This is a genomic window from Cellulomonas cellasea (genome assembly GCF_006538745.1).
GTDB lineage: Bacteria > Actinomycetota > Actinomycetes > Actinomycetales > Cellulomonadaceae > Cellulomonas_A > Cellulomonas_A cellasea.
The window spans coordinates 35,236-59,531 of record NZ_BJLR01000001.1; the positions used below are offsets into that span (position 1 = coordinate 35,236).

Below are 24,296 nucleotides of genomic sequence, written 5' to 3' on the forward strand. Positions count from 1 at the left end.
GACGGCTCCGGCCGACGGCTGCTAGCGCGCCCCGACCGCCGCCGCGAGGGCCGTCAGGTCGCCGCTCGTCGCGTCGGCACCGGCGGCGCGGAGCACGTCGTCCGGCTGCGTCGTGCGGACCCCGAGCACGAGCCCGACGCCGGCGGCGCGGGCCGAGGCGATCCCGGCCGGGGAGTCCTCGAGCGCGACGAGCCCGGCGGGGTCGAGCCCGAGGGTCTGCGCGCCGCGGCGGAACGGCTCGGGATCGGGCTTGCCGTGCGTGCAGTCCTCGGCGGTCACGAGCCGCAGGCCGCCGCGCGGGACGCCGAGCAGGTCGAGCGCGGGCAGCGCCCACGACAGCCGGGCGGACGTCACGACGCACACCGGGACGCCGGTCCGCGCGCACGCGGCGAGCAGCTCGGCGGCGCCGGCGACGGCCTCGGGCCGGGCGGTCGCCCGGGCCAGCACGTCGAGCACGCCCGCGGTCAGCGCCTCGGGGTCCTCCCCCGCCCACGGCCCGTCGAGCACCGGGAACACCTCGACGGCGCGCCGCCCCGCGAACTGCCGCACGACGTCGTCGGGCACGTCCCACCCGCGCTCCGCGAAGTAGTCGCGGTACGCCTGGCGGTGCAGCGGCTCGCTGTCGACGAGCGTCCCGTCGAGGTCCACGAGCAGCCCGGTGGCGTCGCGCAGCGCCGCGTCGAGCCCCGTCAGCTCCACTCGAACAGCGCGTCCCCGGGGCTGACCTGCGCACCGATCTCGACGAGCGGCGTCAGGCTGCCCGGTGCGCCCTCGAGCGCGACGACGGGGCAGATCGGCGAGCGACCGCCGGCCTCGACCTCGCCCGGGTTCCAGCTGACGACCACGTCGCCGGCCTGGACGACGTCGCCCTCGGCGGCGTGCAGCTCGAAGCCCTTGCCCTGCAGCTGGACGGTGTCGAGGCCGAGGTGCACGAGCGCCGCGCGCCCGTCGCCCCCGACGACCACGAACGCGTGCGCGTGGAGCTTGGCGATCGTGCCGCTGACCGGGGCGATCGCGTTGACGACGCCGTCGCGCGGCGGGTCGATCGCGAGCCCGGGGCCGACGATCTCGCCGCCGAACACCGGGTCGGGCACGTCGGCCATGGCGTGCACGACGCCCGCGACCGGGGCCAGGACGGTGAGGCCCATCAGCGGAGGTCCTCGATGTCGGAGGCGATCGTGTCGGCCTCGGGGCCCACGACGACCTGGACCGCGGTGCCCGAGCGCATGACGCCGAACGCGCCCGTGGCCTTGAGCACGGCCTCGTCGACGAGCGAGGGGTCGACGACCTCGACGCGCAGGCGCGTGATGCACGCCTCGAGGTCGACGACGTTCGCGTCGCCGCCGAGGCCCGCGAGGATCTGCTCTGCCTTGCTCATGAGTTCTCCCTTGATGTCGGGCGGGGGCTGCCGGGCCCCCGCGTGTGGGCGCCGGACCGCCCGGAGGTCCTGCGGTTCACAGGAGCTCCTCGAGGTCCGCCGCGATCGTGTCGACGTGCGGGCCGACGACGACCTGCACGACGCGTCCCGCGATCATCACGCCGTGCGCGCCGGCGACGCGCAGCGCCTTGACGTCGACGAGGGCCGTGTCGCGCACCTCGGACCTCAGCCGCGTGGTGCACGGCTCGATGTCGACGATGTTGGCGACCCCTCCGAGCGCCGCCAGAATGTTCTGGGCCTGACCCGTCACCCGTTCCACCCTTCGTTCATGTCGCGACCCCGCTCATCGCCGGGTCGGCCGGCGTCCCGTCGCCCTGCTCCTGCGCAGGCGGCAGTGCCTGCGCCTCGGACGGGTTCCCGGACCTCGGTGTCAGAGCGCGCCTCGGTGCGCGCAGCGGGACCCACAGGACGTAGCGGTCGGCCCGGTAGACCGACCGGGAGTACACGCACGCGGTCTCGCCGGCGAACGTGCGCCGCGAGAGCCGCAGCACCGCGCGCCCGACGGGGACGCGCAGCAGCTCGGCGTCGGCGGCGTGCACCTCGGTCGCCGCGACGACGTCCTCGCCCCAGTCGGGCTCGAGCCCGCGCCGGCGGAGCTCGCCGTAGACGCTCTGGGGGACGTCGCCGTCGAACAGCCCGGGCACGAGCCGGCACGGCAGCCAGGACTGCTCGATGGCCATGGGCTCGCCGTCGGCGAAGCGCACACGGTGCAGGTAGAAGGTCATCTCGCCGGGGAGGATGTCGAGCGCGTCGGCGATGTCGGGCGTCGCCTCGACGACCTCGGCGGAGAGCACCTCGGACGACGGCGTCATGCCGCGGCGGGCCATCTCCTCGCCGAACGAGGCGAGGCGCACCTCGAGGTCGACCTTGCCGGGGGCGACGAACGTGCCGCGGCCCTGCTCACGGGCGAGCAGCCCCTCGACGACGAGGGCGTCGACGGCCTGCCGCACGGTCATCCGGGAGACGCCGAACCGCTCGCACAGCGCGCGCTCGGACGGGATCGTGTCCCCCACGGCGAGCTCGTGCGTGACGAGCGAGCGCAGGTAGTCCCTGACCCGGACGTGCTTGAGAACCGAGCGACCCACCCTCATCCCCTCGTCGGGCCGCGGCGGGATCGCCGGACTCTTGACACCTTATGCGGCATTCCATCATGGTTGCCGCAACTGGTCCAGACATCTAGTGCAGCGCGTTCGGCCCACCGCAGTCCCGTCGCCCTACCCCCGCCCATCCTCCGCTCGATCGGCCCCGCCCCCCATGCGCACGGCCGCCCACCACGAGGAGTGAACCCCCGTCATGACCACCACCACCGCACCCGCCACGCGCGAGAAGCGGGCCATCCCGGGGCTGCCGCAGCTCCAGCGTGTCGGCCGCTCGCTCATGCTCCCCATCGCGTCCCTGCCCGCGGCCGCGCTGCTCCTGCGGCTCGGCCAGCCCGACATGCTGGGCGCCGACGGCCTCGCCGGCTCGTGGGGCGACTGGATGCTCCCGGTCGCCGCGGTGCTCGCCGCCGCCGGCAACGCGCTCTTCGCCAACCTGCCGCTGCTCTTCGCGCTCGGCGTCGCCGTCGGCTACGCGCGCAAGTCCGACGGCTCGACCGGGCTCGCGGCCGTCGTCGGCTACCTCGTCTTCAAGGGCGTGTCCGACGCCCTGTCGCCGTACGTGCTCGGCACGCCCGAGGGCGACGACCCGCAGGAGCTCATCAACTACGGCGTCCTCGGCGGCATCGTGATGGGCCTCGTCGCGGCGCTGCTCTACCAGAAGTACTCGCGCATCAAGCTCCCGCCCTACCTCGCGTTCTTCGGCGGCCGGCGCTTCGTGCCGATCGTGACCGCCGGCATGGCGATCGTCGTCGCGGTGATCGGCGCGCTCGTCTACCCCTGGTTCGACGCCGTCCTGACCGCCGTCGGCGACTGGGTCACCGGCTCGACGATCCTCGGCGCGTTCGTCTACGGCACCGCGAACCGCCTGCTCGTCCCGATCGGCCTGCACCACCTGCTCAACTCGCTGCCCTGGTTCCAGTTCGGCGAGTTCACCGACGCCAACGGCGACGTGTGGAGCGGCGACATCAACCGTTTCCTGCACGGCGACCCGACCGCCGGGACGTTCATGACCGGCTTCTTCCCGATCATGATGTTCGCCCTGCCCGCGGCCGCGCTCGCGTTCGTGCACACCGCGAAGCCCGAGAAGCGCAAGGTCATCGCCGGGATCATGGGCTCGGCCGCGCTCGTCTCGTTCGTCACCGGCGTGACCGAGCCGCTCGAGTTCTCGTTCCTGTTCCTGGCGTACCCGCTGTACGTGATCCACGCGGTCCTCACGGGCACGTCGCTCGCGCTCACGAACGCGCTGGACATCCACCAGGGCTTCGGCTTCTCCGCCGGGGTGATCGACTACCTGCTCAACTTCAACATCGCGCAGAAGCCGCTCCTGCTCATCCCGATCGGGCTCGCGTACGGCGTCCTCTACTACGTGCTCTTCCGCTTCGTCATCACGCGGTGGAACCTGCGCACGCCGGGCCGCGAGGACGACGAGGCCACGGTCGACCCGAACAACGTGCTCGTCGACCAGCCGGCGGACGCCGTGCCCGTCGCCGCCGGCACGCGCCCCGCCGTCGCCCCGGGCGACACCACGGCGACGGGACCGACCCTCACGAAGCCGGACCCCACCACCGGCACCGGCGGCTCGCCCGCCCGACGGGGACCTGACGCGCCCGGGCCGGGTCGGCAGCACCTCGCCGACCCGGCCCCGGCCGCAGCCACCGGCGCCCGTCCCCGGCGTCACCCCCGTCAGCACCCGTCGGCTCCGCCGGCACCCCCGTCGGCGCAGCGCCGACCCCGAGCACGAGGACCCCCATGACCGACGTCCAGGACCAGCACCTCGTCACCGGCATCGGCGTGAGCCCCGGCCGCGTCGCCGGCCGCGTCACGCGCATGCCCGACGGCGTGCCCGAGCCGCCGGTCGCGACCCTGCCCGAGGGCGCCGACGCCGACGAGGCCGCGGCCCGCATCTCCCGCGTCTCGGCCGAGGTCCAGCACGAGCTCGAGGCGGCCGCGGAGCACGCGACCGGCGAGGGCCGCGAGGTGCTCGAGGCGACCGCGCTGATGGCCGCGGACCAGACGCTCGTGACGACCGCGACGGGACTCGTCCGGACGCAGCGCCTCGACCCCGCGCGCGCCGTGTGGGACGCCGCCGCGACCGTGATCGACCAGCTCCGCGCGATCGGCGGGTACCTGGGCGAGCGCGCGCGAGACGTCGCCGACGTGCGCGACCGCCTGGTGTGCGCGCTCGCGGGCCGGCCCGCGCCGGGCGTCCCGCACCCCGGGCACCCGATCGTGCTGCTCGCCGACGACCTCTCCCCCGCCGACACCGCGACGCTCGACCCCGAGGAGGTCCTCGCGATCGTCACGCGCGAGGGCGGGCCCACCTCGCACACCGCGATCCTCGCGCGCTCGCTCGGCATCCCCGCCGTGGTCGGCGCCGCCGACGCCGCGTCGGTCCCCGAGGGCGCGCTCGTGCTCGTCGACGGCGCGGCCGGCACGGTGCTCGTGCACCCGACGGACGACGAGGTCGAGCGCGCGGTCGCCGCCGCCCGCCGGACCCGGACCTTCGACGGCCACGGGCGGACGCGCGACGGCCACGACGTGCCGCTGCTCGCGAACATCGGCCACCCCGGCGGGGCGGCGTCCGCCGCGGCGGCGGGCGCCGAGGGCGTCGGGCTGTTCCGCACCGAGTTCTGCTTCCTCGACCGCGCCGACGCACCCGGCGTCGAGGAGCAGGTCGCGCAGTACCGGACGGTGCTGTCCGCGTTCCCGGGCAAGAAGGTCGTCGTGCGGACGCTCGACGCCGGGGCGGACAAGCCGCTGCCGTTCCTGACGGCGCCCGGCGAGCCGAACCCCGCGCTCGGCGTCCGCGGGCTGCGCACCGCGACGCGCGACCCGCAGGTGCTCGACGACCAGCTCGCCGCGATCGCCCGGGCCACCGCCGCCGAGAGCGCCGAGGTGTGGGTCATGGCGCCGATGGTCTCGACCGTCGCGGAGGCGGCGGACTTCGTCGCGCGCTGCGCCGCGCACGGGCTGACCACCGCGGGTGTCATGGTCGAGGTGCCCAGCGCGGCCCTGACGGCCGGGCCGATCCTCGCGCGGGCCGCGTTCGCGAGCGTCGGCACCAACGACCTCACGCAGTACACGATGGCCGCGGACCGGCTGCTGGGTGAGCTCGCGCCGCTGTCGACCGCGTGGCAGCCCGCGGTGCTCGAGCTCGTCGCCGCGACGTGCCGGGGCGGCGCGCGCCACGACCGGCCTGTGGGCGTGTGCGGCGAGGCGGCGGCTGACCCCGCGCTGGCCGTCGTGCTCGTCGGGCTCGGCGTCACGAGCCTGTCGATGACGGCGCGCGCGCTGCCGGACGTCGCCGCGGTGCTCGCGAGCGTCACGCACGCGGAGTGCGTCGAGCTCGGGGAGCTCGCGCTCGGGTCCGACTCCGCCGAGGACGCGCGCGCGGCGGTGCGCGCGCGGCTCGGGGTGCTGGAGGAGCTGGGGCTGTGACGCGGCGGCCGCGGCTCGGACGCCCGGGTCGTCAGCCGGCGCTGACGAGGTAGGTCTCGAGCGCGTCGAGCGAGGCGTCGGCGGCGTCGCCGTCGGACTCGAGCACGACCTCCTCGCCCGCGTGCACGCCCAGCGTCATGATGCTGAGGATGCTCGAGGCCGGCACCGGCTCACCGTCGGGGCGGCGCAGCGTCACGGGCGACGGCTGCTCCGCCGCGAGCTTGACGAAGAGCGCCGCGGGGCGCGCGTGCAGCCCCTCGGGGATCGCGACGGTGACGCGACGTGCGGGCATGCTGGCCTCCGGGCTCGGCGACAGTGGTCTAGACCACAGTAGCCCGTCCGGCCCCCTCGGGCCACCGACCTTCGGCCCAGGCACGGCTCGAGGACGGGACGGGTACGGCCCGGGGTGACCGTGCGGCGGACCCGGGTGATACTCGACGGGATGAGCACCCGACCGCGCACGGCCCTCGCCGCCGCCCTGCTCCTGGTGCTCGCAGGCTGCGGCACCGGGGGCACCGGGACCGCCGAGCCCGGGCCGACGCAGACCGTCGCGGCGCCGGTGACCGCCGAGCGCACGCACCCGCCCGCGCCCGCTCCCGCAGCACCGACCCCCGCCTGGACCCCACCCCCGCTCGACCTCGCGAGCCTCCCGGTCGCGGACCCGTGGGCGGTCCTGCCGCGCGCCGTCCCGGACCCGGACCCCGGCGCGGTCCCGAGCGGTCAGCTCGTCGCCCCGAGCACGCCCGCGGGCGCCCCGCTCTACGACGCCCCGCGCGGCGAGGCGTTCGCTCTCCTGCCCGTCGCCGCGTACCAGGGCGACACGGCGTACCCCGTCGTCGCGCAGGAGGGCGACTGGTACCAGGTGATGCTCGTCGTCCGGCGCGGGCTGCCGAGCGAGGTCGGCCCGTCGGGCGTCAACGAGGCGACCGGCTGGGTCTGGGCCGGGGACGTCACGACGAGCACGACCGACCTGCGCATCACCGCGACGCTCTCCACGGGCGAGGTCACCCTGTGGCGCGGCGAGGAGGTCCTCGCGCGCACCGGCGCCGGGATCGGCACGCCGGAGACGCCCACCCCCGTCACGCGCACGTTCGTGATGTCGATCTACCCGGACCCGAACGCGACGTACTCCCGGCTCTTCGTGACGTTCGGCGCGCACTCCCCCACGCTGGACCAGTTCAGCGGCGGGCCCGCCCCGATCGCGATCCACGCCTACCCGAGCCACAGCGGCGCGATCTCGAACGGGTGCCTGCGCATCCCGGCGGACATGCTCGACGCGTTCGCGGGCGTCCCGCTCGGGACCCCGGTGCTCATCACGGCGTGACCCGGCGGGGTCGGGCAGGGTCCGGCTCGGTCCGCCGCTCGGCCGGCCGGGCGGTGGGGGGCTCGGCGGTGGGGGCTCGGCCGGCCCGGCGATGGGGGCTCGCCCGGCCCGGCGGTGGGGGCCCGGCCAGCCGGGCCGGTGCGGGCTCAGCCCGCCCGGCGCACGAGCACGCGGTTGACCGCGTAGAGCACGACACCGATGCCGAGCAGCAGCGCCGCCCGGACGTACACGGCGTCCTCGCGTCCCGTCAGCGGGCTCGCGAGCGTCAGGCTCACCACGGCGCCGAGCACGGGCGCCCACGTCGGCGCGCGGAACCCGCGCCGGGCGCCCCCGCGCGCTGCGTCGCCCGCCGCCGGCCCGCCCGCACCGTCGCCGAGGTCCGCCCCCGCGTCGGCCCGCGCGTCGCCCGTCGCGTCCCCCGGGTCGCGCCGCAGCACCAGCACCGCGACGTTGACGACCGCGAAGACGAGCAGGAGCAGCAGCACGGTCGTGTCCGCGAGGCCCGCCAGGTCCCCGGTGCTCACGAGGGTGAGCGCGATCGCGATGGTGAACGCGATCGCGACCGACGGCGTCCGGCGCCGGCTCACGCGCCCGAGCGCCGGCGGGACGATGCCCTCCCGCGCCATCCCGTAGACGAGGCGCGACGCCATGATCATGTTGATCAGCGCGGTGTTGCCGACCGCGAACAGCGCGATGAGCGCGAACAGCGACGGCGGGAACGCGAGTCCCGCGACCTTGACGACCTCGAGCAGCGGCCCGGTCGACTCCCGCAGCGTCGCGGTGTCGACGAGCAGCGACGAGGTGAACGCGACCGCGAGGTAGACCACGCCGGTGATCGCGAGCCCGCCGAACAGCGCCCGCCCGAAGTCCCGCCGCGGCTCCTGGCACTCCTCCGCGAGGTTGACCGAGTCCTCGAAGCCGAGCAGCGCGTAGAACGCGAGCGCCGTCCCGCCGAGCACCGCGGTTCACACGCTCGCGTCGCCCGGGTCGAGGTCGAGCGCGCGCGACGGCTCCCCGTCCCCGGTCACGACCGCCCACACGCCGATCGCGATGATGACGAGCAGCCCCGACGCCTCGATGACCGTGAGCACCACGTTGACGCGCATCGACTCCGAGATGCCGATCAGGTTGACCACCGCGACGAGCGCGAGGAACGCGTACGCCGCGACGAGCGTCGGCACGCTCACGAACTCGGCGAGGTAGTCGCCGCCGAACGCCCGGGCCGCCGCGGCGGCCGACGTGACGCCCGACATCATCACGGTGAACGCGACCATGAACGTGACGAACGGGTTGTCGAAGGCCTTGTGCGCGTACAGGGCGGCACCCGCCGCGCGCGGGTACTTCCCGACGAGCTCGACGTAGGACGCGGCGGTGAGCGTGGCGAGCCCGAACGCCACGAGGAACGGGACCCAGATCGCGCCGCCGACCTCACCCGCGACCTTGCCGGTCAGCGAGTAGATGCCCGCGCCGAGGATGTCGCCGACCACGAACAGGAGCAGGACCTTGCGCCCGACGGTCCGGGCCAGCGGGGCGTCCTCGCCCGCCGCGCGCTCGGAGGTGGGGGGTGCGGTCGACATGGGGCCTCCCGGGGGCCGACGTGCTCCGACGTCCGTCCTGGGAAGTCTGGTGCCGCACCACGCGGCGCGCGCGCCGAGACGGGCCTCGGGGTGCGGGACGGCCGATGAGTTCCGCGGGCCGTGCGGGTCTGCACCCCGACCGGGCAGGACCTGCGCCCGGCACGAGGAGGAGGCGGCATGACCGACCTGGCCATCGAGACCCACGGTCTCGTCAAGACGTTCGGGGCGACGCGCGCGGTCGACGGCGTCGACCTCGAGATCCCGCGCGGCGGCGTGCACGGGTTCCTCGGGCCGAACGGCGCGGGCAAGACGACGACGATCCACATGCTCGCGACCCTCTCGACCCCGGACGCCGGGACCGCGCGCGTGCTCGGCTACGACGTCGTCCACGAGTCGCGCGAGGTCCGCCGGCGCGTGAGCCTCACGGGGCAGTTCGCGTCGGTCGACGAGGACCTGACCGGGCGGGAGAACCTGCGCCTGCTCGGCCGGCTGTTCGGGTACACGGGCGGTGCGGCGACGCGCCGGGCCGACGAGCTGCTCGCGGCGTTCGGGCTCACCGAGGCCGCGACCCAGCAGGTCAAGAAGTACTCGGGCGGCATGCGCCGGCGCATCGACATCGCGGCGAGCATCGTCGTGACCCCCGAGCTGCTGTTCCTCGACGAGCCGACGACGGGCCTCGACCCGCGCAGCCGCAACGAGGTCTGGGACATCGTGCGGGCGATGGTCGCGTGCGGCACGACCGTGCTGCTGACCACGCAGTACCTCGACGAGGCGGACCAGCTCGCGGACCGGATCAGCGTGATCGACCGCGGCAAGGTCATCGCGGAGGGCTCGTCGAGCGAGCTCAAGGCGTCCGTCGGCTCCGGGTCGCTGCACGTGCGCGTGATGCACCCGGCGGACCGCGACGCGGCCCGGGACGTCCTGGAGCGCGAGCTCGGCGTCGAGGTCCGCACCCAGGCCGACCCGGCCGCGCTCGACGCGAACGTCGAGAGCCCCGCGCTCGCGACCCGCGCGCTCACGGCGCTCGACGCCTCCGGGCTCCGGCTCGCGCAGTTCTCGCTCGGCCAGCCGACGCTCGACGAGGTCTTCCTCGCGCTCACCGGCCACCACGCCGACGCGGCGCCGACCACCGGCGCGACCGGCACCACGACGACCCAGGAGGACGCGGCATGACGCTCGAGGCCACCCGCAGCACGCCCGGCGCGCAGACGTCGGCGATCCTGTCCGCGCTCGCGAGCACCGAGCGCCCCGCGCCGCCGAGCGCCCTGTCGACGTCCCTGACGTTCGGCTGGCGGGCGCTGCTCAAGATCAAGCACGTCCCCGAGCAGCTCATCGACGTGACGATCTTCCCCGTCATGTTCACGCTGCTGTTCACGTTCCTGTTCGGCGGCGCGCTCGCCGGGAGCACCGAGGAGTACATCCAGTTCCTGCTGCCCGGGATCCTCGTCCAGGGCGTCATCATGATCACGATGTACACGGGCACGACCCTGCGCACCGACATCGAGAAGGGCGTGTTCGACCGGTTCCGCTCGCTGCCGATCTGGCGGCCGTCGGCGCTCGTCGGGATGCTGCTGGGCGACGCCGTGCGGTTCACGATCTCCTCGCTCGTCACCCTCACGCTCGGGCTGCTCCTGGGCTGGCGGCCCGGCGGCGGCGTGGTCGGCGTCGCGCTCGGCGTGCTGCTGCTCCTCGTGTTCGCGTTCGCGCTGGGCTGGATCTGGACGTTCCTGAGCCTCCTGCTGCGCACGTCGCAGTCCGTGATGGGCGCGAGCATGCTCGTCATCACGCCGCTCACGTTCGGCAGCAACATCTTCGTGGACCCCGCGACGATGCCGGGCTGGCTCCAGGCGTTCGTCGAGGTCAACCCCGTGACGCACCTCGTGACCGCGGTCCGCTCGCTCATGGGCGGCGTGGACGCGGGCGGCAGCATCACGCTCACGCTCGTGTGGGCCGCGGCGCTCGTCGCGGTCTTCGGCTCGCTGACCATGTGGCGGTACCGCGACGCGCACTGAGCGGCCGGGGGCGAGGTCGGCCCGCGCGTCGGCGTGGGTATCAGGCGCACCGGGAGGGGGTCCTCACCCTCATGACGCAGATGACGGGGTCCCACGTCGGCGCGCGGCTGCGCGAGCGCGTGCGCGGGCAGGTGTGGCAGCACGAGGACGCCGGGTACGACGCGGCGCGGACCGTCTGGAACGGCGCGGTCGACCGGCGGCCCGCGGTGGTCGTCCGGTGCGCCGACGCCGACGACGTCCGCACCGCGCTGCTCCTCGCGCGCGAGCACGGGGTCCCGCTCGCGGTGCGCGGCGGCGGGCACGACTGGGCCGGGCGCGCGGTGCTCGACGGCGGGGTCGTGCTCGACCTGTCGGCGATGCGCGCCGTGCGGGTCGACGCCGGTGCGGTGGTCGCGCACGCGCAGGGCGGTGCGCTCGTGGCGGACGTCGTCGACCCCGCAGCGGTGCAGGGCCTCGGCACGGCGACCGCGGTCGTGCGCAGCGTCGGCATGGCCGGCATGACGCTGGCCGGCGGCTACGGCGGCCTCGTCGGGCGGTTCGGGCTCGCGCTCGACAACCTCCTCTCGGCGGACGTCCTGCTGCCCGACGGCACGCACGTCACGGCCGGCCCCGACGGCGACCCCGAGCTGCTGTGGGCGCTGCGCGGGGGCGGCGGGAACTTCGGGGTCGTGACCGCGGCGCGCTACCGGCTGCACCCGCTCGGGCAGGTCCTCGGCGGCATGGTCCTGTACCCGCAGGAGCAGGCCGTCGACGTGCTCCGCGGCTACCGCGACGTGCTGGCAGCCGCGCCCGACGAGCTCACCGTGATGGCCGGGTTCGTCACCGGCCCGACCGGCACGCCCGCGGTCTTCGTCGCACCCACCTGGAGCGGCGACCTCACCGCCGGCGAGCGCGCGGTGGCACCGCTGACCCGGCTCGGCACCCCGCTCGGCGGCGGCGTCGCGCCGCTGCCCTACCCCGAGCTCATCCGGATGTTCGAGGCCGGCTCCGCGCCCGGCCGGCACTACGCGCTCGGCACCCGCTGGCTGCCCGGGCTGACCGACGACGCGATCCGCACGCTGGCCGACGCCGCCACGACCTCGCCGTCGCCGTCGTCGCTGCTCGCGCTGCACCACTTCCACGGCGCCGCCGCCCGGGTCACCCCGGACACGACCGCGTTCGCGCTGCGCCGCGACCACCTGCTCGCCGAGGTCATCGCGTCGTGGGCGCCGGACGACGCCGACCCCACGGCGACCGCGGCGGCGCACCACGCGTGGGTGTCGCGGGTCGCCTCCGCGCTGGCGCCCGGCGCCCTGCCCGGCGGGTACCCGAACATCCTCGGGCCCGACGACGCCGACCGGACGCGCCTCGGCTTCGGCGCGAACGCCGACCGGCTGCTCGCGGCCAAGCGCCGGTACGACCCGGACGGTGTGCTGTCGGCGGTCGCCGCGATCGGCGGCTGAGCGGTCGGCGCAAGGGCCTGGGTCGACGCCGGACCGCCGTCGCGGCCGAGCGGCGACCGGCGCCTGTCCCGCGGTCGCGGCTGAACCGGGGGTCGCGCATCGCGGCCGGTGGTCCTGGCCGAGCGGTGATCGGCGCCGACGGCGTGTCGCGACGCCCCGCCGTGCCCCGGCGGGCTCGGGCGCCGCTCGCGCGCGCCGGACCGGCGCCGACGGCACACTGGTCGCGTCCGGGCCGCGGACGGGCGCCGGGCCCGTCGCACCCGGCGCGACGCGCGAGGAGCACGCCACGTGGACGGAGCCGACGAGGACCCCTGGTCGGCGGTCGCCGAGGGCTGGGCGGAGCTGTGGGGCGGGTTCGCCGACCCGGTGCGGCGCACGATCCTCACGGCGGCCGGCGTCGGTCCGGGGACGCGCGTGCTCGACGTCGGGTGCGGCAGCGGTGAGCTGCTCGCGCACGTCGACGCCTCGGGAGCGCACCCGGCCGGCGTCGACCCCGCGCCCGGCATGGTCGCCCTCGCGCGCGCCCTGGTCCCCGGCGCCGACGTGCGCGTCGCCCCGGCGGACGCCCTGCCGTGGGACGACGCCCGCTTCGACGTCGTGACCGCCGTCAACTCGCTCCAGCTCGCGGGCAGCATCACCGACGCGCTCGCCGAGGCGGTGCGCGTCGCGGTGCCGGGCGGTCGCGTCGCGGTCGCGTCGTGGGCCGAGGGGGCGCTCAACGACCTCGACGTGGTCCAGCGCGCGGTCGCGGCGGCCGCCGACGAGGACGTCCCGCCCGACGGCCCCCTGCGCGAGGCCGGCGGGTTCGAGGCGCTGCTCGCCGGCGGCGGGCTCGAGGTCGTCGCGGCCGGGCTCGTCGAGGTGCCGTGGGAGGTGCCCGACGACGCGACCCTCGTGCGCGGCGTGCTGCTCGGCGAGGACGCGGAGGGCACCGACGCCGGCCACCGGACCGTCGTGGAGGCCGCGCGCCCGTTCCGCACCGAGGCCGGCGGCTACCGGCTCGTCAACGCGTTCCGGTACGCGGTCGGGGTCGCACCGGACTGAGCGTGGCGGACCGGGGGCGCGCCGCCCGGCGCGTCAGCCGCGGGCGATGAGCTCGGGCGGCGAGGCGCTGCGCGGCACGACGAGCAGGTCGCCCTGCACGAGCCCGAACAGCCCGTCGGGGCTCGTCGCGTCGAGCGTCCGCTGCCCCAGCCGGTCGCGCCGCACCACGAGCACCGAGAACCGCACCGTCCGGTCGTCCGGGTCGACGAAGGCCGGTCCGGGGTCGACCGTGATCCCCAACGACCACTCGAGCTCCACCGCGGCGCCGGGCGGGAAGTTCTCGCCGTACGCGAGCACGACGGTGCCGGGCCGGCTGACCGCGGGCAGGAGCCGCAGCGTCGGGCGCTGCAGGGTGACGTCGGCGGCGTCCACGTCGTTCGCGGGCACCGGGTCGGGCGTCGCCGACGTCACGCTCGCGCGGACCTGCCCGGCCTCGGTCGCGGGCGCCTCGGGCTGCTCGAGCGACGGTGGGTCGGGCGGGGCCGGCACCGGGAAGGTCAGCGTCGCGGTCAGGGTGCGGATCGCACCGGGGGCGAGGGCTCCCAGGGCGCACACCGTCCCGGGCGGCGGGCACGCGGGGTCGGGCGCGACGGTCGCGGACGGCGGGTACGCCAGCGTCAGCACCACGCCCGCCGCGGCCTCGGGGCCCACCGGGTTCGTCACGACGACCGTCGCGACGACCGGCTCCCCACCGAGCCACGTCTCCGGGCGGTCGACCGACACGTCGACCGCGACGTCGGCGGCGGGGTCGTCCGGGGGCTCGTCGACCACGACGAACGGCTGGTACGCGGGCTCCGTCTCGGGCGCGCGGCTCTGGGCGACCTCGCGGAGCAGGGTGCCGTCGGGCGCGAGCGCGTAGATCCCGCGCTGGTCGGGCTGCCCGGCGGGCTGCCCCGCGACGGCGAGCTCGGCGCCGTCGGGCGACCACGCCGGGTCCTCGGTGACCGAGAGCGACGCGCGCGACGCGGTCGGGGTCCCGTCGGGCCGGAGGCCGGTGAGCTGCGTGACGGCGGTGACGACCTCGGGCACGTCGGGTCCGCCCGTGCCCGCGAGCGCCACGAGGTGGACCGCGCCGTCGCGCTCGACCGCGAGGCGCGCCCCGTCGGGCGACCAGTCGGGGTGCCGGCCGTCGAGCGGGAGCGGCGAGCAGCCCGCGACGCCTCCGCACGCCGACGGATCGGTGAGCGTGACGTCGCCCGACCCGTCCGCGGCGTCCATCACGTGGAGCTCCGCGGTCGCCGGGGCCGCGGGGATGAAGCGAGCGGGGACGAGCGCGCCGAGCGCGACACCCCCGGCGGCCGGGGCGGCCGCGGCGCCGGCACCCGCCGCCCGTCGCGGACCGGTCCCGGCGGCCACCGCACGCAGCGCGGCGTCGGCGAGCCCGACGAGCGACGCGGCGGTGCGCCCCGCGGGGGTCGTGGTCAGGCGCTCGAAGGCGGACCCCGCCCCGGTGCCGGCGGCGAGCCGCGGGCCGGGGTCCGGCACGTAGTCGAGCTCCGCGGACGCGCTGTCCGGGATGCCGCTGCCGCCGGGTACCGCCCGGACCGAGACGGTGCCCTGCGTGTCCGGACCGCCCGCGCGCGTGACCGTCACCGGCAGCTCGAGCGGCGTCGACACGACCGGCAGGGGGCAGCGCGCGGTCCTCGGCGGGGTCGCGACGGTGCACGGGCTCCCCTCGGACACCGAGAGGCTCAGCTCGGCGGGCACGTCGAGCTGCAGGTCGACGCTCGTGGGACCGCCGCGGACCGCCACGGTCACGGTCGCCGTCACCGAGCCGCCCGGGCGCACGGTCGTGGGGCTCAGCGCGAGCTCGACGTCCGCGACCGGGAGCACCGTCACGACCGTCGACGCCGAGTCGTTCGCCGGGCGGGCGTCGCGCGCCTCGCCGGCCGCCGACGCCGTCACGGTGTACGGCCCGTTCGTCACGCCGGTCAGGTCGAATGCGAGGAGCTCGGCGCCCGAGAGCCCCGGCAGGCGGCACACCGCGCCGTCGTCCACGGCTCCGCAGCCGCGCGGGAGCGTCGCCGCGGGCGCGAGCGTGAGCCCGCCGAAGCCGACCTGCACGTCCACGGCGGTCGCCGGCCCGGACGCCGAGACGGTCACGCCGATCCGCGTCGTGCTCCCGGAGGTCACGGTCGCGGGCGTCGCGGCCACGGCGACGGCGACGTCGGTGGGCGGCGTGAGCCTGCTGTACGCGAGGCGGGTGCTGTCGGGCGACCACGCCGGGTCGACGTGCTCGAGGAGCGGCTCGCCGGGAGGCTCCCCGACCTGCACGGTGTCCCCGGTCGCGAGCGTCACGACCCAGATCCGCGCCGGCCCGTAGCCCGCGCCGGGCAGGGCCCGGTACCGCACGAACGCCACGCGCGTCCCGTCGGGCGACCAGGCCGGGTCGACGTCGACGTCCCCGGGCTCGCGCGCGTAGTCGAGCGGCGCGGCGCCCGACCCGTCGGCCGCCGCCCGCACCAGGCGGTACCCCGGCGCGGGCAGGCTCGGCGCCGGTGGGTCGAGGTCGCCGACCGCGCGCACGAGCTCCGCCCCGTCCGGGGAGTACGCCGGGCCGACGTCGTCGAGCCGGACGGGCGCGCCGGCGACGGTCTCGGTCGACGCTCCCACGACCCGCCGGTCCCGGCCGTCCGCGGCGACGACGTCGGCCACGTCGGCGTCGTGGCTGCGCCGGGTCACCAGGACGCGCGCCTCGGCCTGCCCGACGTCCGGGAACACGAACGCCCCGAGGAAGGCACCGTGCGACTCCGCGACGCCCGCCACCGCGGCGACCGGGCTGAGCGAGCCCGCGTCGGCGCGCACGGGCGTCGTCGTCGCGTCCCGGACGAGCCGCGTCACGTGGACGTCGCCGAACCGGTCGTCGCGCGTCGTCGTCAGCAACAGCTCGGCGCCGCCCGGGGCGAACGCCGCCTCCGCGCTCGGCGGCTGGGTGACCGCCCCGCCCTCGGGGCCCACCCACAGCGGGACCACCTCGGGCTCGGCGCCGCCGGCGAGACCGTCGGGCAGCGCGAGCGACGCGAGCGAGCCGTCGGAGCGGTACCGGGTCGTGGTGAACACCACGTGGATCGGCCCGACGTCGTCGCTGTAGGGCAGCACGGCGGGCTGCGTGTCCGCGTCCGGTCCGCGCGTGAGGCGGCGCAGCCCCGCCTCACCGCCGGCGCGGAGGTCCACCTCGACGCCGAAGAGGTCGCCGAGCGTCGGCACGCCGGCCTGCGCGGGCGGCGCCCCGGGGTCGGGGCGGTCGCTGCTGAAGACCAGCACGGACCCGAGGAGCGCCCACGCGGGCCACGTGTCGGCCGCGGCGTCCGTCGTGATGCGGACCGCGGGCAGCGGCTCCTCGTCGGTGCACCCCGACCAGGACCCCGCGAGCGGCGTGACCCAGATGTCCCAGCCCCCGGCCGCGTCGGACGCGTACGCGACCGCGTCGCCGCGCGGGGACACGACGGGGTGGGTCTCGACGGCGTCGTTCGCGCACGTGACGCGCACCGGTGGGCTGTCGGAGTCCGGCGGGTCGACCCACACCTCGCCGTCCGCGTCGCCGCCCGTCGTGCTCACCCAGGCCGGGAAGCCGGCCTCGACCCCCGTGGGCCCCGAGGCCTCCCCGGTGTGCGCGGCGGCGGCGTCGGCGAGCGGCACGTCGCCCGAGCTGGGCTGCGCCTCGTACCGGTAGGGACCGCCCTTGCCCAGGTCGACGCGGCGCACGAGCGCGGACGCGAGCTCGTCCCGGTCCTGCGTGAACGCCAGGCGCGGGTCCACCGGGTCCGTGACCGCGGCGGGCAGCCCGGCACGCCCGAGCCCGTGCTGCGACGCCGGCGCGGCGGGCAGCGCCCCGGCGCCGCCGACGACGCATGCGAGGGCCAGGACCAGCACCGGTGAGCTGCGCCGCACGTCGAACCGCCGTCCTGTCGCCCGGGACGCCGCGCGCCGCACGGGCACGGACGCCGTCGCCTCCACTGTGCCGGGGCGCGCGCCGGCCCCCGCACGGGCGCGGGGCAGACGATGGGGTGAGGCGACCGGCCCCAAAGGGCAGAGCGCCTGACGGGACCGGCCGGGCGGCGCCGGGCGGCGGGGCGGCGGACGCCGGCCGGGGGGTCGGCGCACGCCGCCCGGCGCACACTGGGCCGATGGTCGTCCGTCGCAGGGTGGTCGTCCGCGGCGAGGTCCAGGGGGTCGGCTTCCGCTGGGCCTGCGCGCGCGAGGCGCAGGCGCTGGGGGTGCGCGGCTGGGTCCGCAACCGGCCCGACGGCGCGCTCGAGGCGGTCGCCGAGGGAGAGCCGGAGGCCGTCGACCGGCTGGTCGACTGGGCGCGGCGCGGGCCGTCCCACGCGCACGTGACCGCGGCCGAGGTGGTGGACGAGGAGCCCGAGGGGCTGCCCGACTTCCGGATCGCGGACTGACCCGGACCCAGCCGTCAGCGCACGCGCCGGACCGTGCCCGCCGAGCCGTCGACCTCGACCACCTCGCCGTCACGCAGCGCGTCGAGCGCCGTGGGCACCGCGAGGACCGCCGGGATCCCGTGCTCCCGCGCGACGACCGCCGCGTGCGAGAGCACCCCGCCCGTCTGGGTCACGACCGCCGCGACCACGCCGAACAGCCGCGTCCACGCCGGGTCGGTGAACCGGCACACGAGGACGTCCCCGGGCCGGACGGCGGCGAACCCCTCGGGCCCGGCGACGACGCGCACCGTCCCTCGACGCACGCCGCGGCTCCCGGGGACCCCGACGAGGACGTCCCCGGCGCCGGCAGCCTGCTCGTCCGGTGCGGCGGCGGCGGGACCGCCCCCCGGGGGAGCACCGCCGACGGAGCCGCCCGCCCCCGCAGCGTCACCACCGCGCCCGGGCACTCCCGGCAGCCCGGCGGTCACGGGACGCGCCTGCAGCACGTGGACGACGCCGCCCGCGAGCGCCCACTCGACGTCCTGCGGCCCCCCGAGCAGCGCCGCGAGGTCGCGCCCCAGCCCCGCGAGCCCGCGCACGGCGGCGTCGTCGAGGCACCGCGCACCGGCGAGCCCGTCGGGCACCGCCGTCCGGACGACGCTCGCCCCCGCGCGGTCGGCGCGCGTGACCTTGGCGCCCACGACGGTGTCGACCGCGCCCGCGGCGTCGACCACGTGCCGGTCGGGCGTGACGTGCCCGCCGACGACCGACTCCCCCAGCCCCCACGACGCCTCGACGACGACGGGGTCGCCGGGCGCGCGACCCGTGAACAGCACGCCCGCGACGTCGGCGTCGACGTGCCGCTGGACCAGCACCGCCGTCTCGGGGGCGTCGCGCGACCCCGCGGCGTCGGGGGCGCCCACGGAACCCGAAGCGTGTCGGGAGCCCGGGAAGCCGGCGGTCGCGCGGGAGCCTCCGGAGCCGAGGTCCTCGCGGGAGCCTCCGGAGGAGACGGCGTCGCGGGCGGCTCGGGGGCCGCCGACGTCCTGGTCGTCGTCGAGCCGCCGGTACGCGACCGCCTCGGGCGACCAGAGCGACGCCCAGCACGCCCGCACGGCGTCCACGACCTCGTCGACGCCCCGGACCCCGAGGCGACTGAGGTGCTGCCCCGCCCCGGAGCGCGTCGCGCCGTCCTCCCCGGTGGCCGACGAGCGGACGGCGACCGGCCCGTCGCCCAGCCGCACGAGCGCCCGCGCGAGCTCGTCGACGAGCATCCGGGGCAGGTCGACCGCCTCGAGCGCCCGCTGCGCCGCCCGGGGACCGCCGAGCCGCACGAGCCCGGGCACGTCGAGCCGCTGCGCCGCCGCGCGGTACACGGCGAGCGGCACGACGACGCCCGCAGGCACCGGGAGACCGGCGCGCACGAGGCGCCCGAGCGTCCCTGCCTTGCCGCCCGCGACGTCGATGGTCGCGTCCTCCAGGGGTACGAGCACAGGTCCTCCGCATCGCCGGGCCGCGACCGCGAGCGCGTCCGCCACCGGGACTCCCACGGGCGGTCACGGCGCTCGGCCGCCGCGACCGCCGCTGCGCATCAACTGATCGTTGACAACGTCCCGTTGATGATGCACGGTCGGCGCGTGGACCACAACGACCCCGCGCGGGCCGCACAGGCAGCGGAGGCCGCACGCGCCGACCAGGCGCAGGCGCGCTCCGAGAGCGCGGCCCGCACGCTGCTGCTCGACCTCGGGGCGGCCGACCTCGACGCCCGGCCCTGGGAGCCCGCCGGGATGCCGCCGTCCGCCGTCGACCTCGTGCGCTTCTTCCTGTGGCGGTCGGCACGCGGCGACGCCGGCCGCACCCGACCGCACGACCCCGGCGGCCCCGACGACGCCCACGCCGCGCGCGCCGCCCTCGCGCTGCTCCCGGCCGCTCGCGCCGAGCTCGACCAGCTCGAGACCGCGCTGCTGTTCACCGCACGCGCGGCCGGCCTGACGTGGGCGCAGATGGCCGACGCGCTCGGCATGAACTCGCCGCAGGCCTGCCAGCAGCGCCTCGACCGCCTGCTGACCCGGCGGTCGCGCGGCGGGCAGGGGCGCACGCCGTGACGCGCGCGTCGTCGGACGAGCTGCTCGTCCTGCACGCCGTCCGGCTGCGCGGCTTCACCGACGTCGCGTCGGCCGCCCGGCGCTTCACGCTCGATCCCGGCGTCGCCGAGGAGCTCCTGCTCGACGAGCAGGCGCTCGGGCGCGTCGCGTGGTCGGAGTTCGCCGGGCTCGGCGGCTGGTCGCTCACCGACCGCGGGCGGGCGCACGGCGAGCGGCTCCTCGCCGCGGAGCTCGCCGCCGTGCCGGGCGGGCGCGAGGCCGTCTCGGCGACGTTCGAGGCGTTCGGGCCGCTCAACGACCGGCTGCAGGGCGCGTGCACGGGCTGGCAGCTGCGGCCCCGGCCTGGCGACCCGCTCGCGGAGAACGACCACACCGACCCCGCATGGGACGGCCTGGTGGTCTCCGAGCTCGACGCGCTCGCCCGGGAGCTCGTCGCGGTGGTGCACGGGCTCGTCGCGGTGCTCGACCGCTTCGCCGGCTACGACCGGCGGTTCTCCGCCGCGCTCGACCGCGTCCGGGCGGGCGACGGGAGCTGGGTCAACCGCACCGGCGAGGACTCGTGCCACACCGTGTGGTTCGAGCTGCACGAGGACCTGCTCGCGACGCTCGGGCTGCCCCGCGGCGTGTGACCCGCACGCCGCTGCCCCGCGGCGCGTAGCCCGTACGCCGCAGCCGCGGAGGGCGCGACCCGCACCGCCGAAGCCGCAGGGCGGGAGGGGCCGCGCCCCGAGGCCAGCCCCGCGCCCGGGCCCGCCCCCGCGCCGGCTCACGTGAGCGGCGGCAGCACCTGGTCACGCGCGAGCACCGCCCGGAACGGGTCGCCGCGCTCCGCGACCCGGTCGAGCACCGTGCGCAGCGTGAACGCGTCGGGCCGCAGCCAGTCCTCGTCGAGCTCGTCCCACGTGATCGGCGCGGACACCGGCGCCCCGGCCGCCGCGCGCGGGCTGTACGGCGCCACGAGCGTCTTGTTGATCGCGTTCTGCGTGTAGTCGAGCCGCGCGAGCCCGCCGCGCTCGTGCACGCCCCAGCGCCAGCTCACGAGCTCGGGGACGACGGCGCCGACCGTGCGCGAGACCCGCTCGACCCACGCGCGCGTGTCGTCGAACGCCGGGCCGGGCGCGATCGGGATCCAGATCTGGATGCCGCGCCGGCCCGTGAGCTTGGGCTGGGCCTGCACGCCGAGGTGCTCGAACGCGTCGCGGTGCAGCCGCGCGAGCAGCACGACGTCCTCCCACGCCGTGGACGTCCCGGGGTCGAGGTCGACGAGCGCGTAGCTCGGACGCTGCGGCTCGGCCGTCGGCGACGTCCACGCGTGCCACTCGAGGGCCCCGAAGTTCGCGGCCCACACGAGCGCGGCGGGCTCGTCGACCACGAGGTACGTGCGCGTGTCGCCCGGCTCGACGTCGGGCCGGTCCCAGCGCGGCAGCCAGTCGGGCGCGTGCCCGGGGAGCTCCTTGTGCCAGAACCCCGAGCCGCCCGCGCCCTGCGGGAACCGGTGCATGTTGAGCGCGCGCCCCTGCAGGTACGGCAGGGCGACGGGGGCGATGCGCGCCGCGTACCGGACGAGCTCGCGCTTGGTCACGGGCTCCTCGCCGGGCCGGGCCGGGAACAGCACCTTGTCGAGGTTCGTCACCTTGAGCCTGCGGCCGTGCACCTCCCACGTCCCGCCGGAGCCGAGGTCGTCGAGCGCGGCGAGCTCGTCGTCGGTCGGGGCGGCGACCTCCGGGTGCAGCGCGACCGACGCCTGCGCCGCCGGGAGGTCCGAGCGCCACAGCCGGTGGGGGTCGGCGAGCACCTCGTCGTTCGTCCGGCCGCTCAGCACCGAGTGCGGGTGGTCCTCGGCGTCCCAGCCCTCGACCGCGTGGTCGTCGCGCTTGTGCAGCATCAGCCACTGCTCCTTGCCGTGCGCGTCGGGCCCGCCGCTGCGCACGAGCACGAACCGCCCGTGCAGCTTCGTCCCGTGCACCTCGACGTGCAGCTCGCCGTGCGCGACCTCGGCGCCGGGGTCGTCGCTCTTGTACGGCACCCACGTGCCCCGGTCCCACACGATGACGTCGCCGCCGCCGTACTCCCCGGACGGGATGACGCCCTCGAAGTCCGCGTACTCGAGCGGGTGGTCCTCGACGTGCACCGCCATGCGCCGGACCTTCGGGTCGAGCGTCGGCCCCCGCGGGACCGCCCAGCTCACGAGCACGCCGTCGATCTCGAAGCGCACGTCGTAGTGCAGGCGGCGGGCCCGGTGGCGCTGCACGACGAAGCGCCGCAGCCCGTCGGCGGGGTCGGGCGCCGGTGTGCCGGACGGCTCGGGGGTCCGGGCGAAGTCTCGCATCGCCCGGTACGTCTCGAGCTCGCCGGTCTGCCGCTCCCGCGCTGCCACCACCTGGCTCCCTCACCTCGGCCCGCGGACCGCCCGGGCGACGCAGCGTGCCGTGCGGCGCGCGCTGCTCACGCTAGGACGGGAGGCAGCGGGCCGCACGTGTGCGCCGGTCCGTCGCTCCCGTGCGCGACGCGCGGACGCGGGCAGCGGTTCGGCGCGACCGTCGCCTGCGGGACGCCACTCCCCCGCGACCGTCGCCTGCGGGAGGTCACTCCCCCGCGACCGTCGGTGCCGGACGTCACTCGCGCGCGACCGTCGGGTGCCCGACGGTCACTCCCGCGCGAGCGGCGGGTGCAGCGCGGTCGCGTCGCCCCGCCGGTACACCGTCGCGGGCCGCCCCCGCCCCTCGGTGCGGGTCCGCCCGGTGTCGACGAGGAACCCCGGCGCGCCCGTGACCTTGCGGTGGAAGTTGCGCGGGTCGAGGCGCTGGCCCCACACGCTCTCGTAGACCAGACGGAGCTGGGCGACGGTGAACTCGGGCGGGCAGAACGCGGTCGCGAGCGGGCTGTACTCGAGCTTCGCCCGCGCCCGCTCGAGCCCGTCGGCCAGCACGCGCGCGTGGTCGAAGGCGAGCGGGGCGCCGAGCGCGTCGTCGACCGGGACCCAGTCCGCGGCGTCCGCGTCGGTCCCCGCGCGGGGCTCCGGCAGGTCGGGCGCGAGCGCGAGGTACGCGACGGACACGACGCGCATGCGCGGGTCGCGGCCCGGTTCCCCGTACGAGCCGAGCTGCTCGAGGTGACCGGGGACGTCCCGCAGCCCGGTCTCCTCGGCGAGCTCGCGCTCCGCGGCGGCGTCGAGCCCCTCGTCCGGGCGCACGAACCCGCCCGGCAGGGCCCGCTGCCCGCGGAACGGCTCCTCGCCGCGCTCGACGAGCAGCACCTGCAAGGTCCCGGTCCGCAGCGTGAGCACGACGAGGTCCACGGTCACCGCGAACCGGGGGTAGGCGGACGGCGTGTAGTCGCGGGGTCCCATGCCGGCCACTCTATATCGTCAACTTGACGATTAAGCACGCGCCGCTTTATCGTCATGGCGACGACAAAACGAAGGAGGCCCCCGTGGCCACGATCACCCGCTACCCGTTCGTCCGGCACCTCCGGACGGCCCCCACCTCGCACGTCGTGCAGCTGCGCGACGGCACCGTCCGGCGCTCCGGCACCGGGCTCTCGTTCTGGTTCCGCCCGCTGACAGCGGTCCTGTCGGAGGTCCCCGTCGACGACCGCGAGCTGCCCCTCGTGGCCCGCGCCCGCACCGCCGACCTCCAGGAGGTCACCGCTCAGGTCACCGTGAGCTACCGCTTCGAGGACCCCGAGCTCGTCGCCCGGCGGCTCGACTTCGGCATCGACCCCGGCACCGGCACGTGGACGGCGAGCCCGCTCGACCAGGTCGCGCACCTGCTCGGGGAGCTCGCGTCGGGCCACGTCATGGACGCCCTCGCGGGCAGCACGCTGCGTGAGGCGATCTCCTCGGGGACCGGGCCGCTGCGCGCGCGGGTCACCGCGGCCCTGCTGGCCGACGACCGGGTCGCCGCGACCGGGCTGCGCGTGCTCGGCGCGCGCATCGGCTCGGTCCGGGCGGACGCCGACCTCGAGCGTGCGCTGCAGACGCCGGCTCGCGAGCAGGCGCAGTCGGAGGCCGAGCGGTCGACGTTCGAGCGGCGCGCGCTGGCCGTCGAGCGCGATCGCGCGATCGCCGAGAACGAGATGACCAACCGCATCGAGCTCGCGGGCCGCGAGCAGCAGCTCGTCGCGCAGGAGGGCACCAACGCCCGCGCCCGGGCGGACGAGGCCGCCGCCGCCGCACTCATCGAGGCCCGGGCGCACGCGGACCGCCAGCGCGTGCTCGCCGCCGCCGCGGCCGAGGCGGCACGGCTGCAGGGCGAGGCCGAGGGCGCCGCCGAGAGCGCCCGCATGGCCGCCTACGCCGACGTGCCGTACGAGGTGCTGCTCGCCGTGGCGCTGCGCGAGCTCGCCGGGAACCTGCCCGCGATCGGTCAGCTCACGCTCACCCCGGACGCGCTGACCGGCGCCCTCACCGCGCTGACCGCCGGGCGGGGTGAGTGA

20 protein-coding genes and 2 pseudogenes are annotated in these 24,296 nt (G+C 76.9%); 11 read left to right on the plus strand and 11 right to left on the minus strand.

Annotation, left to right across the window (positions count from 1 at the left end; genetic code table 11):
- Window positions 1-21 precede the first annotated feature (21 nt).
- The 5 genes from CCE01nite_RS00140 to CCE01nite_RS00160 all read right to left on the minus strand — a co-directional run bounded on the left by CCE01nite_RS00140 (window position 22) and on the right by CCE01nite_RS00160 (window position 2,523).
- A complete protein-coding gene (locus CCE01nite_RS00140) occupies window positions 22-699 on the minus strand; it encodes an HAD family hydrolase (protein WP_052104198.1) in 678 nt (225 codons plus the stop codon).
- Window positions 690-1,148 (minus strand): PTS sugar transporter subunit IIA, encoded by a 459-nt coding sequence (locus tag CCE01nite_RS00145; RefSeq protein WP_034630940.1) that lies wholly within the window; start codon window positions 1,146-1,148, stop codon window positions 690-692. The genes CCE01nite_RS00140 and CCE01nite_RS00145 overlap by 10 nt, the downstream gene beginning before the upstream one ends.
- A complete protein-coding gene (locus CCE01nite_RS00150) occupies window positions 1,148-1,378 on the minus strand; it encodes a PTS sugar transporter subunit IIB (RefSeq protein ID WP_034630937.1) in 231 nt (76 codons plus the stop codon). The genes CCE01nite_RS00145 and CCE01nite_RS00150 overlap by 1 nt, the downstream gene beginning before the upstream one ends.
- Window positions 1,379-1,454: 76 nt before the next feature.
- A complete protein-coding gene (locus CCE01nite_RS00155; RefSeq protein ID WP_034630932.1) occupies window positions 1,455-1,688 on the minus strand; it encodes a PTS sugar transporter subunit IIB in 234 nt (77 codons plus the stop codon).
- A 16-nt stretch (window positions 1,689-1,704) separates the two neighbouring features.
- The gene (locus CCE01nite_RS00160; RefSeq protein WP_246056231.1) at window positions 1,705-2,523 is read right to left on the minus strand and encodes a GntR family transcriptional regulator; all 819 of its coding nucleotides are present in this window, start codon (window positions 2,521-2,523) and stop codon (window positions 1,705-1,707) included.
- 208 nt (window positions 2,524-2,731) lie between these two features.
- Between CCE01nite_RS00160 and CCE01nite_RS00165 the strand changes: the two are divergent.
- Together CCE01nite_RS00165 and ptsP are read left to right on the plus strand one after the other, a co-directional pair.
- Window positions 2,732-3,979, plus strand: a pseudogene (locus CCE01nite_RS00165) (PTS transporter subunit EIIC); the annotation flags it as partial.
- A gap of 308 nt (window positions 3,980-4,287) precedes the next feature.
- Window positions 4,288-5,976: a phosphoenolpyruvate--protein phosphotransferase gene (ptsP, locus tag CCE01nite_RS00170; protein ID WP_141371816.1), complete on the plus strand. Its 1,689-nt coding sequence runs from the start codon at window positions 4,288-4,290 to the stop codon at window positions 5,974-5,976.
- A 31-nt stretch (window positions 5,977-6,007) separates the two neighbouring features.
- On the opposite strand, the gene CCE01nite_RS00175 is transcribed toward ptsP, so the two are convergent.
- On the minus strand, window positions 6,008-6,268 hold the full coding sequence (locus CCE01nite_RS00175; RefSeq protein WP_034630914.1) for an HPr family phosphocarrier protein: 261 nt from the start codon (window positions 6,266-6,268) through the stop codon (window positions 6,008-6,010).
- A gap of 150 nt (window positions 6,269-6,418) precedes the next feature.
- On the opposite strand from CCE01nite_RS00175, the gene CCE01nite_RS00180 reads away from it, so the two are divergent.
- On the plus strand, window positions 6,419-7,300 hold the full coding sequence (locus CCE01nite_RS00180; protein WP_034630910.1) for a L,D-transpeptidase: 882 nt from the start codon (window positions 6,419-6,421) through the stop codon (window positions 7,298-7,300).
- A 146-nt stretch (window positions 7,301-7,446) separates the two neighbouring features.
- Here the strand turns inward: CCE01nite_RS00180 and CCE01nite_RS21910 are convergent.
- A pseudogene (locus CCE01nite_RS21910) lies at window positions 7,447-8,877 on the minus strand (APC family permease).
- A gap of 177 nt (window positions 8,878-9,054) precedes the next feature.
- Between CCE01nite_RS21910 and CCE01nite_RS00190 the strand changes: the two are divergent.
- From CCE01nite_RS00190 to CCE01nite_RS00205, 4 genes are all read left to right on the plus strand, one after another.
- On the plus strand, window positions 9,055-10,050 hold the full coding sequence (locus tag CCE01nite_RS00190; RefSeq protein WP_141371817.1) for an ATP-binding cassette domain-containing protein: 996 nt from the start codon (window positions 9,055-9,057) through the stop codon (window positions 10,048-10,050).
- Window positions 10,047-10,889 carry an ABC transporter permease gene (locus CCE01nite_RS00195; RefSeq protein WP_141371818.1) on the plus strand — a complete coding sequence of 281 codons (843 nt, stop codon included), beginning with the start codon at window positions 10,047-10,049 and terminating at the stop codon, window positions 10,887-10,889. Before CCE01nite_RS00190 ends, CCE01nite_RS00195 begins: the two co-directional genes overlap by 4 nt.
- A gap of 71 nt (window positions 10,890-10,960) precedes the next feature.
- Window positions 10,961-12,331, plus strand: coding sequence for an FAD-binding oxidoreductase (locus tag CCE01nite_RS00200; RefSeq protein ID WP_141371819.1), 1,371 nt, complete (start codon window positions 10,961-10,963; stop codon window positions 12,329-12,331).
- Between the two features lie 288 nt (window positions 12,332-12,619).
- Window positions 12,620-13,375: a class I SAM-dependent methyltransferase gene (locus CCE01nite_RS00205; RefSeq protein ID WP_141371820.1), complete on the plus strand. Its 756-nt coding sequence runs from the start codon at window positions 12,620-12,622 to the stop codon at window positions 13,373-13,375.
- A 33-nt stretch (window positions 13,376-13,408) separates the two neighbouring features.
- On the opposite strand, the gene CCE01nite_RS00210 is transcribed toward CCE01nite_RS00205, so the two are convergent.
- A complete protein-coding gene (locus CCE01nite_RS00210; RefSeq protein ID WP_141371821.1) occupies window positions 13,409-17,266 on the minus strand; it encodes a DUF11 domain-containing protein in 3,858 nt (1,285 codons plus the stop codon).
- A gap of 236 nt (window positions 17,267-17,502) precedes the next feature.
- Here CCE01nite_RS00210 and CCE01nite_RS00215 point away from each other — a divergent pair, with 236 nt between their 5' ends.
- Window positions 17,503-17,775: an acylphosphatase gene (locus tag CCE01nite_RS00215; RefSeq protein WP_141371822.1), complete on the plus strand. Its 273-nt coding sequence runs from the start codon at window positions 17,503-17,505 to the stop codon at window positions 17,773-17,775.
- Between the two features lie 14 nt (window positions 17,776-17,789).
- Here the strand turns inward: CCE01nite_RS00215 and CCE01nite_RS00220 are convergent, their stop codons facing one another.
- Window positions 17,790-19,247, minus strand: coding sequence for a PEP/pyruvate-binding domain-containing protein (locus CCE01nite_RS00220; protein WP_141371823.1), 1,458 nt, complete (start codon window positions 19,245-19,247; stop codon window positions 17,790-17,792).
- A gap of 144 nt (window positions 19,248-19,391) precedes the next feature.
- Here CCE01nite_RS00220 and CCE01nite_RS00225 point away from each other — a divergent pair, with 144 nt between their 5' ends.
- Together CCE01nite_RS00225 and CCE01nite_RS00230 are read left to right on the plus strand one after the other, a co-directional pair.
- Window positions 19,392-19,859, plus strand: a complete 468-nt coding sequence (locus CCE01nite_RS00225) for a DNA-binding protein (protein ID WP_246056233.1) — start codon at window positions 19,392-19,394, stop codon at window positions 19,857-19,859.
- Window positions 19,856-20,488 carry a hypothetical protein gene (locus CCE01nite_RS00230; protein WP_034635454.1) on the plus strand — a complete coding sequence of 211 codons (633 nt, stop codon included), beginning with the start codon at window positions 19,856-19,858 and terminating at the stop codon, window positions 20,486-20,488. Before CCE01nite_RS00225 ends, CCE01nite_RS00230 begins: the two co-directional genes overlap by 4 nt.
- 137 nt (window positions 20,489-20,625) lie before the next feature.
- Here the strand turns inward: CCE01nite_RS00230 and CCE01nite_RS00235 are convergent, their stop codons facing one another.
- Together CCE01nite_RS00235 and CCE01nite_RS00240 are read right to left on the minus strand one after the other, a co-directional pair.
- Window positions 20,626-22,236 (minus strand): non-homologous end-joining DNA ligase LigD, encoded by a 1,611-nt coding sequence (locus CCE01nite_RS00235; RefSeq protein ID WP_034635451.1) that lies wholly within the window; start codon window positions 22,234-22,236, stop codon window positions 20,626-20,628.
- A gap of 270 nt (window positions 22,237-22,506) precedes the next feature.
- Window positions 22,507-23,208 carry an NUDIX hydrolase gene (locus CCE01nite_RS00240; RefSeq protein ID WP_034635449.1) on the minus strand — a complete coding sequence of 234 codons (702 nt, stop codon included), beginning with the start codon at window positions 23,206-23,208 and terminating at the stop codon, window positions 22,507-22,509.
- A gap of 83 nt (window positions 23,209-23,291) precedes the next feature.
- On the opposite strand from CCE01nite_RS00240, the gene CCE01nite_RS00245 reads away from it, so the two are divergent.
- A complete protein-coding gene (locus tag CCE01nite_RS00245) occupies window positions 23,292-24,296 on the plus strand; it encodes an SPFH domain-containing protein (protein WP_034635447.1) in 1,005 nt (334 codons plus the stop codon).

Bases quoted from the DNA above. Each gene is read 5' to 3' on its own strand.
- CCE01nite_RS00190 (WP_141371817.1), top strand. From the start codon at position 9,055: ATGACCGACCTGGCCATCGAGACCCACGGTCTCGTCAAGACGTTCGGG.
- CCE01nite_RS00195 (WP_141371818.1), top strand. From the start codon at position 10,047: ATGACGCTCGAGGCCACCCGCAGCACGCCCGGCGCGCAGACGTCGGCG.
- CCE01nite_RS00180 (WP_034630910.1), top strand. From the start codon at position 6,419: ATGAGCACCCGACCGCGCACGGCCCTCGCCGCCGCCCTGCTCCTGGTG.
- CCE01nite_RS00150 (WP_034630937.1), bottom strand. From the start codon at position 1,378: ATGAGCAAGGCAGAGCAGATCCTCGCGGGCCTCGGCGGCGACGCGAAC.
- CCE01nite_RS00145 (WP_034630940.1), bottom strand. From the start codon at position 1,148: ATGGGCCTCACCGTCCTGGCCCCGGTCGCGGGCGTCGTGCACGCCATG.
- CCE01nite_RS00215 (WP_141371822.1), top strand. From the start codon at position 17,503: ATGGTCGTCCGTCGCAGGGTGGTCGTCCGCGGCGAGGTCCAGGGGGTC.
- CCE01nite_RS00175 (WP_034630914.1), bottom strand. From the start codon at position 6,268: ATGCCCGCACGTCGCGTCACCGTCGCGATCCCCGAGGGGCTGCACGCG.
- CCE01nite_RS00200 (WP_141371819.1), top strand. From the start codon at position 10,961: ATGACGCAGATGACGGGGTCCCACGTCGGCGCGCGGCTGCGCGAGCGC.
- ptsP (WP_141371816.1), top strand. From the start codon at position 4,288: ATGACCGACGTCCAGGACCAGCACCTCGTCACCGGCATCGGCGTGAGC.
- CCE01nite_RS00240 (WP_034635449.1), bottom strand. From the start codon at position 23,208: ATGGGACCCCGCGACTACACGCCGTCCGCCTACCCCCGGTTCGCGGTG.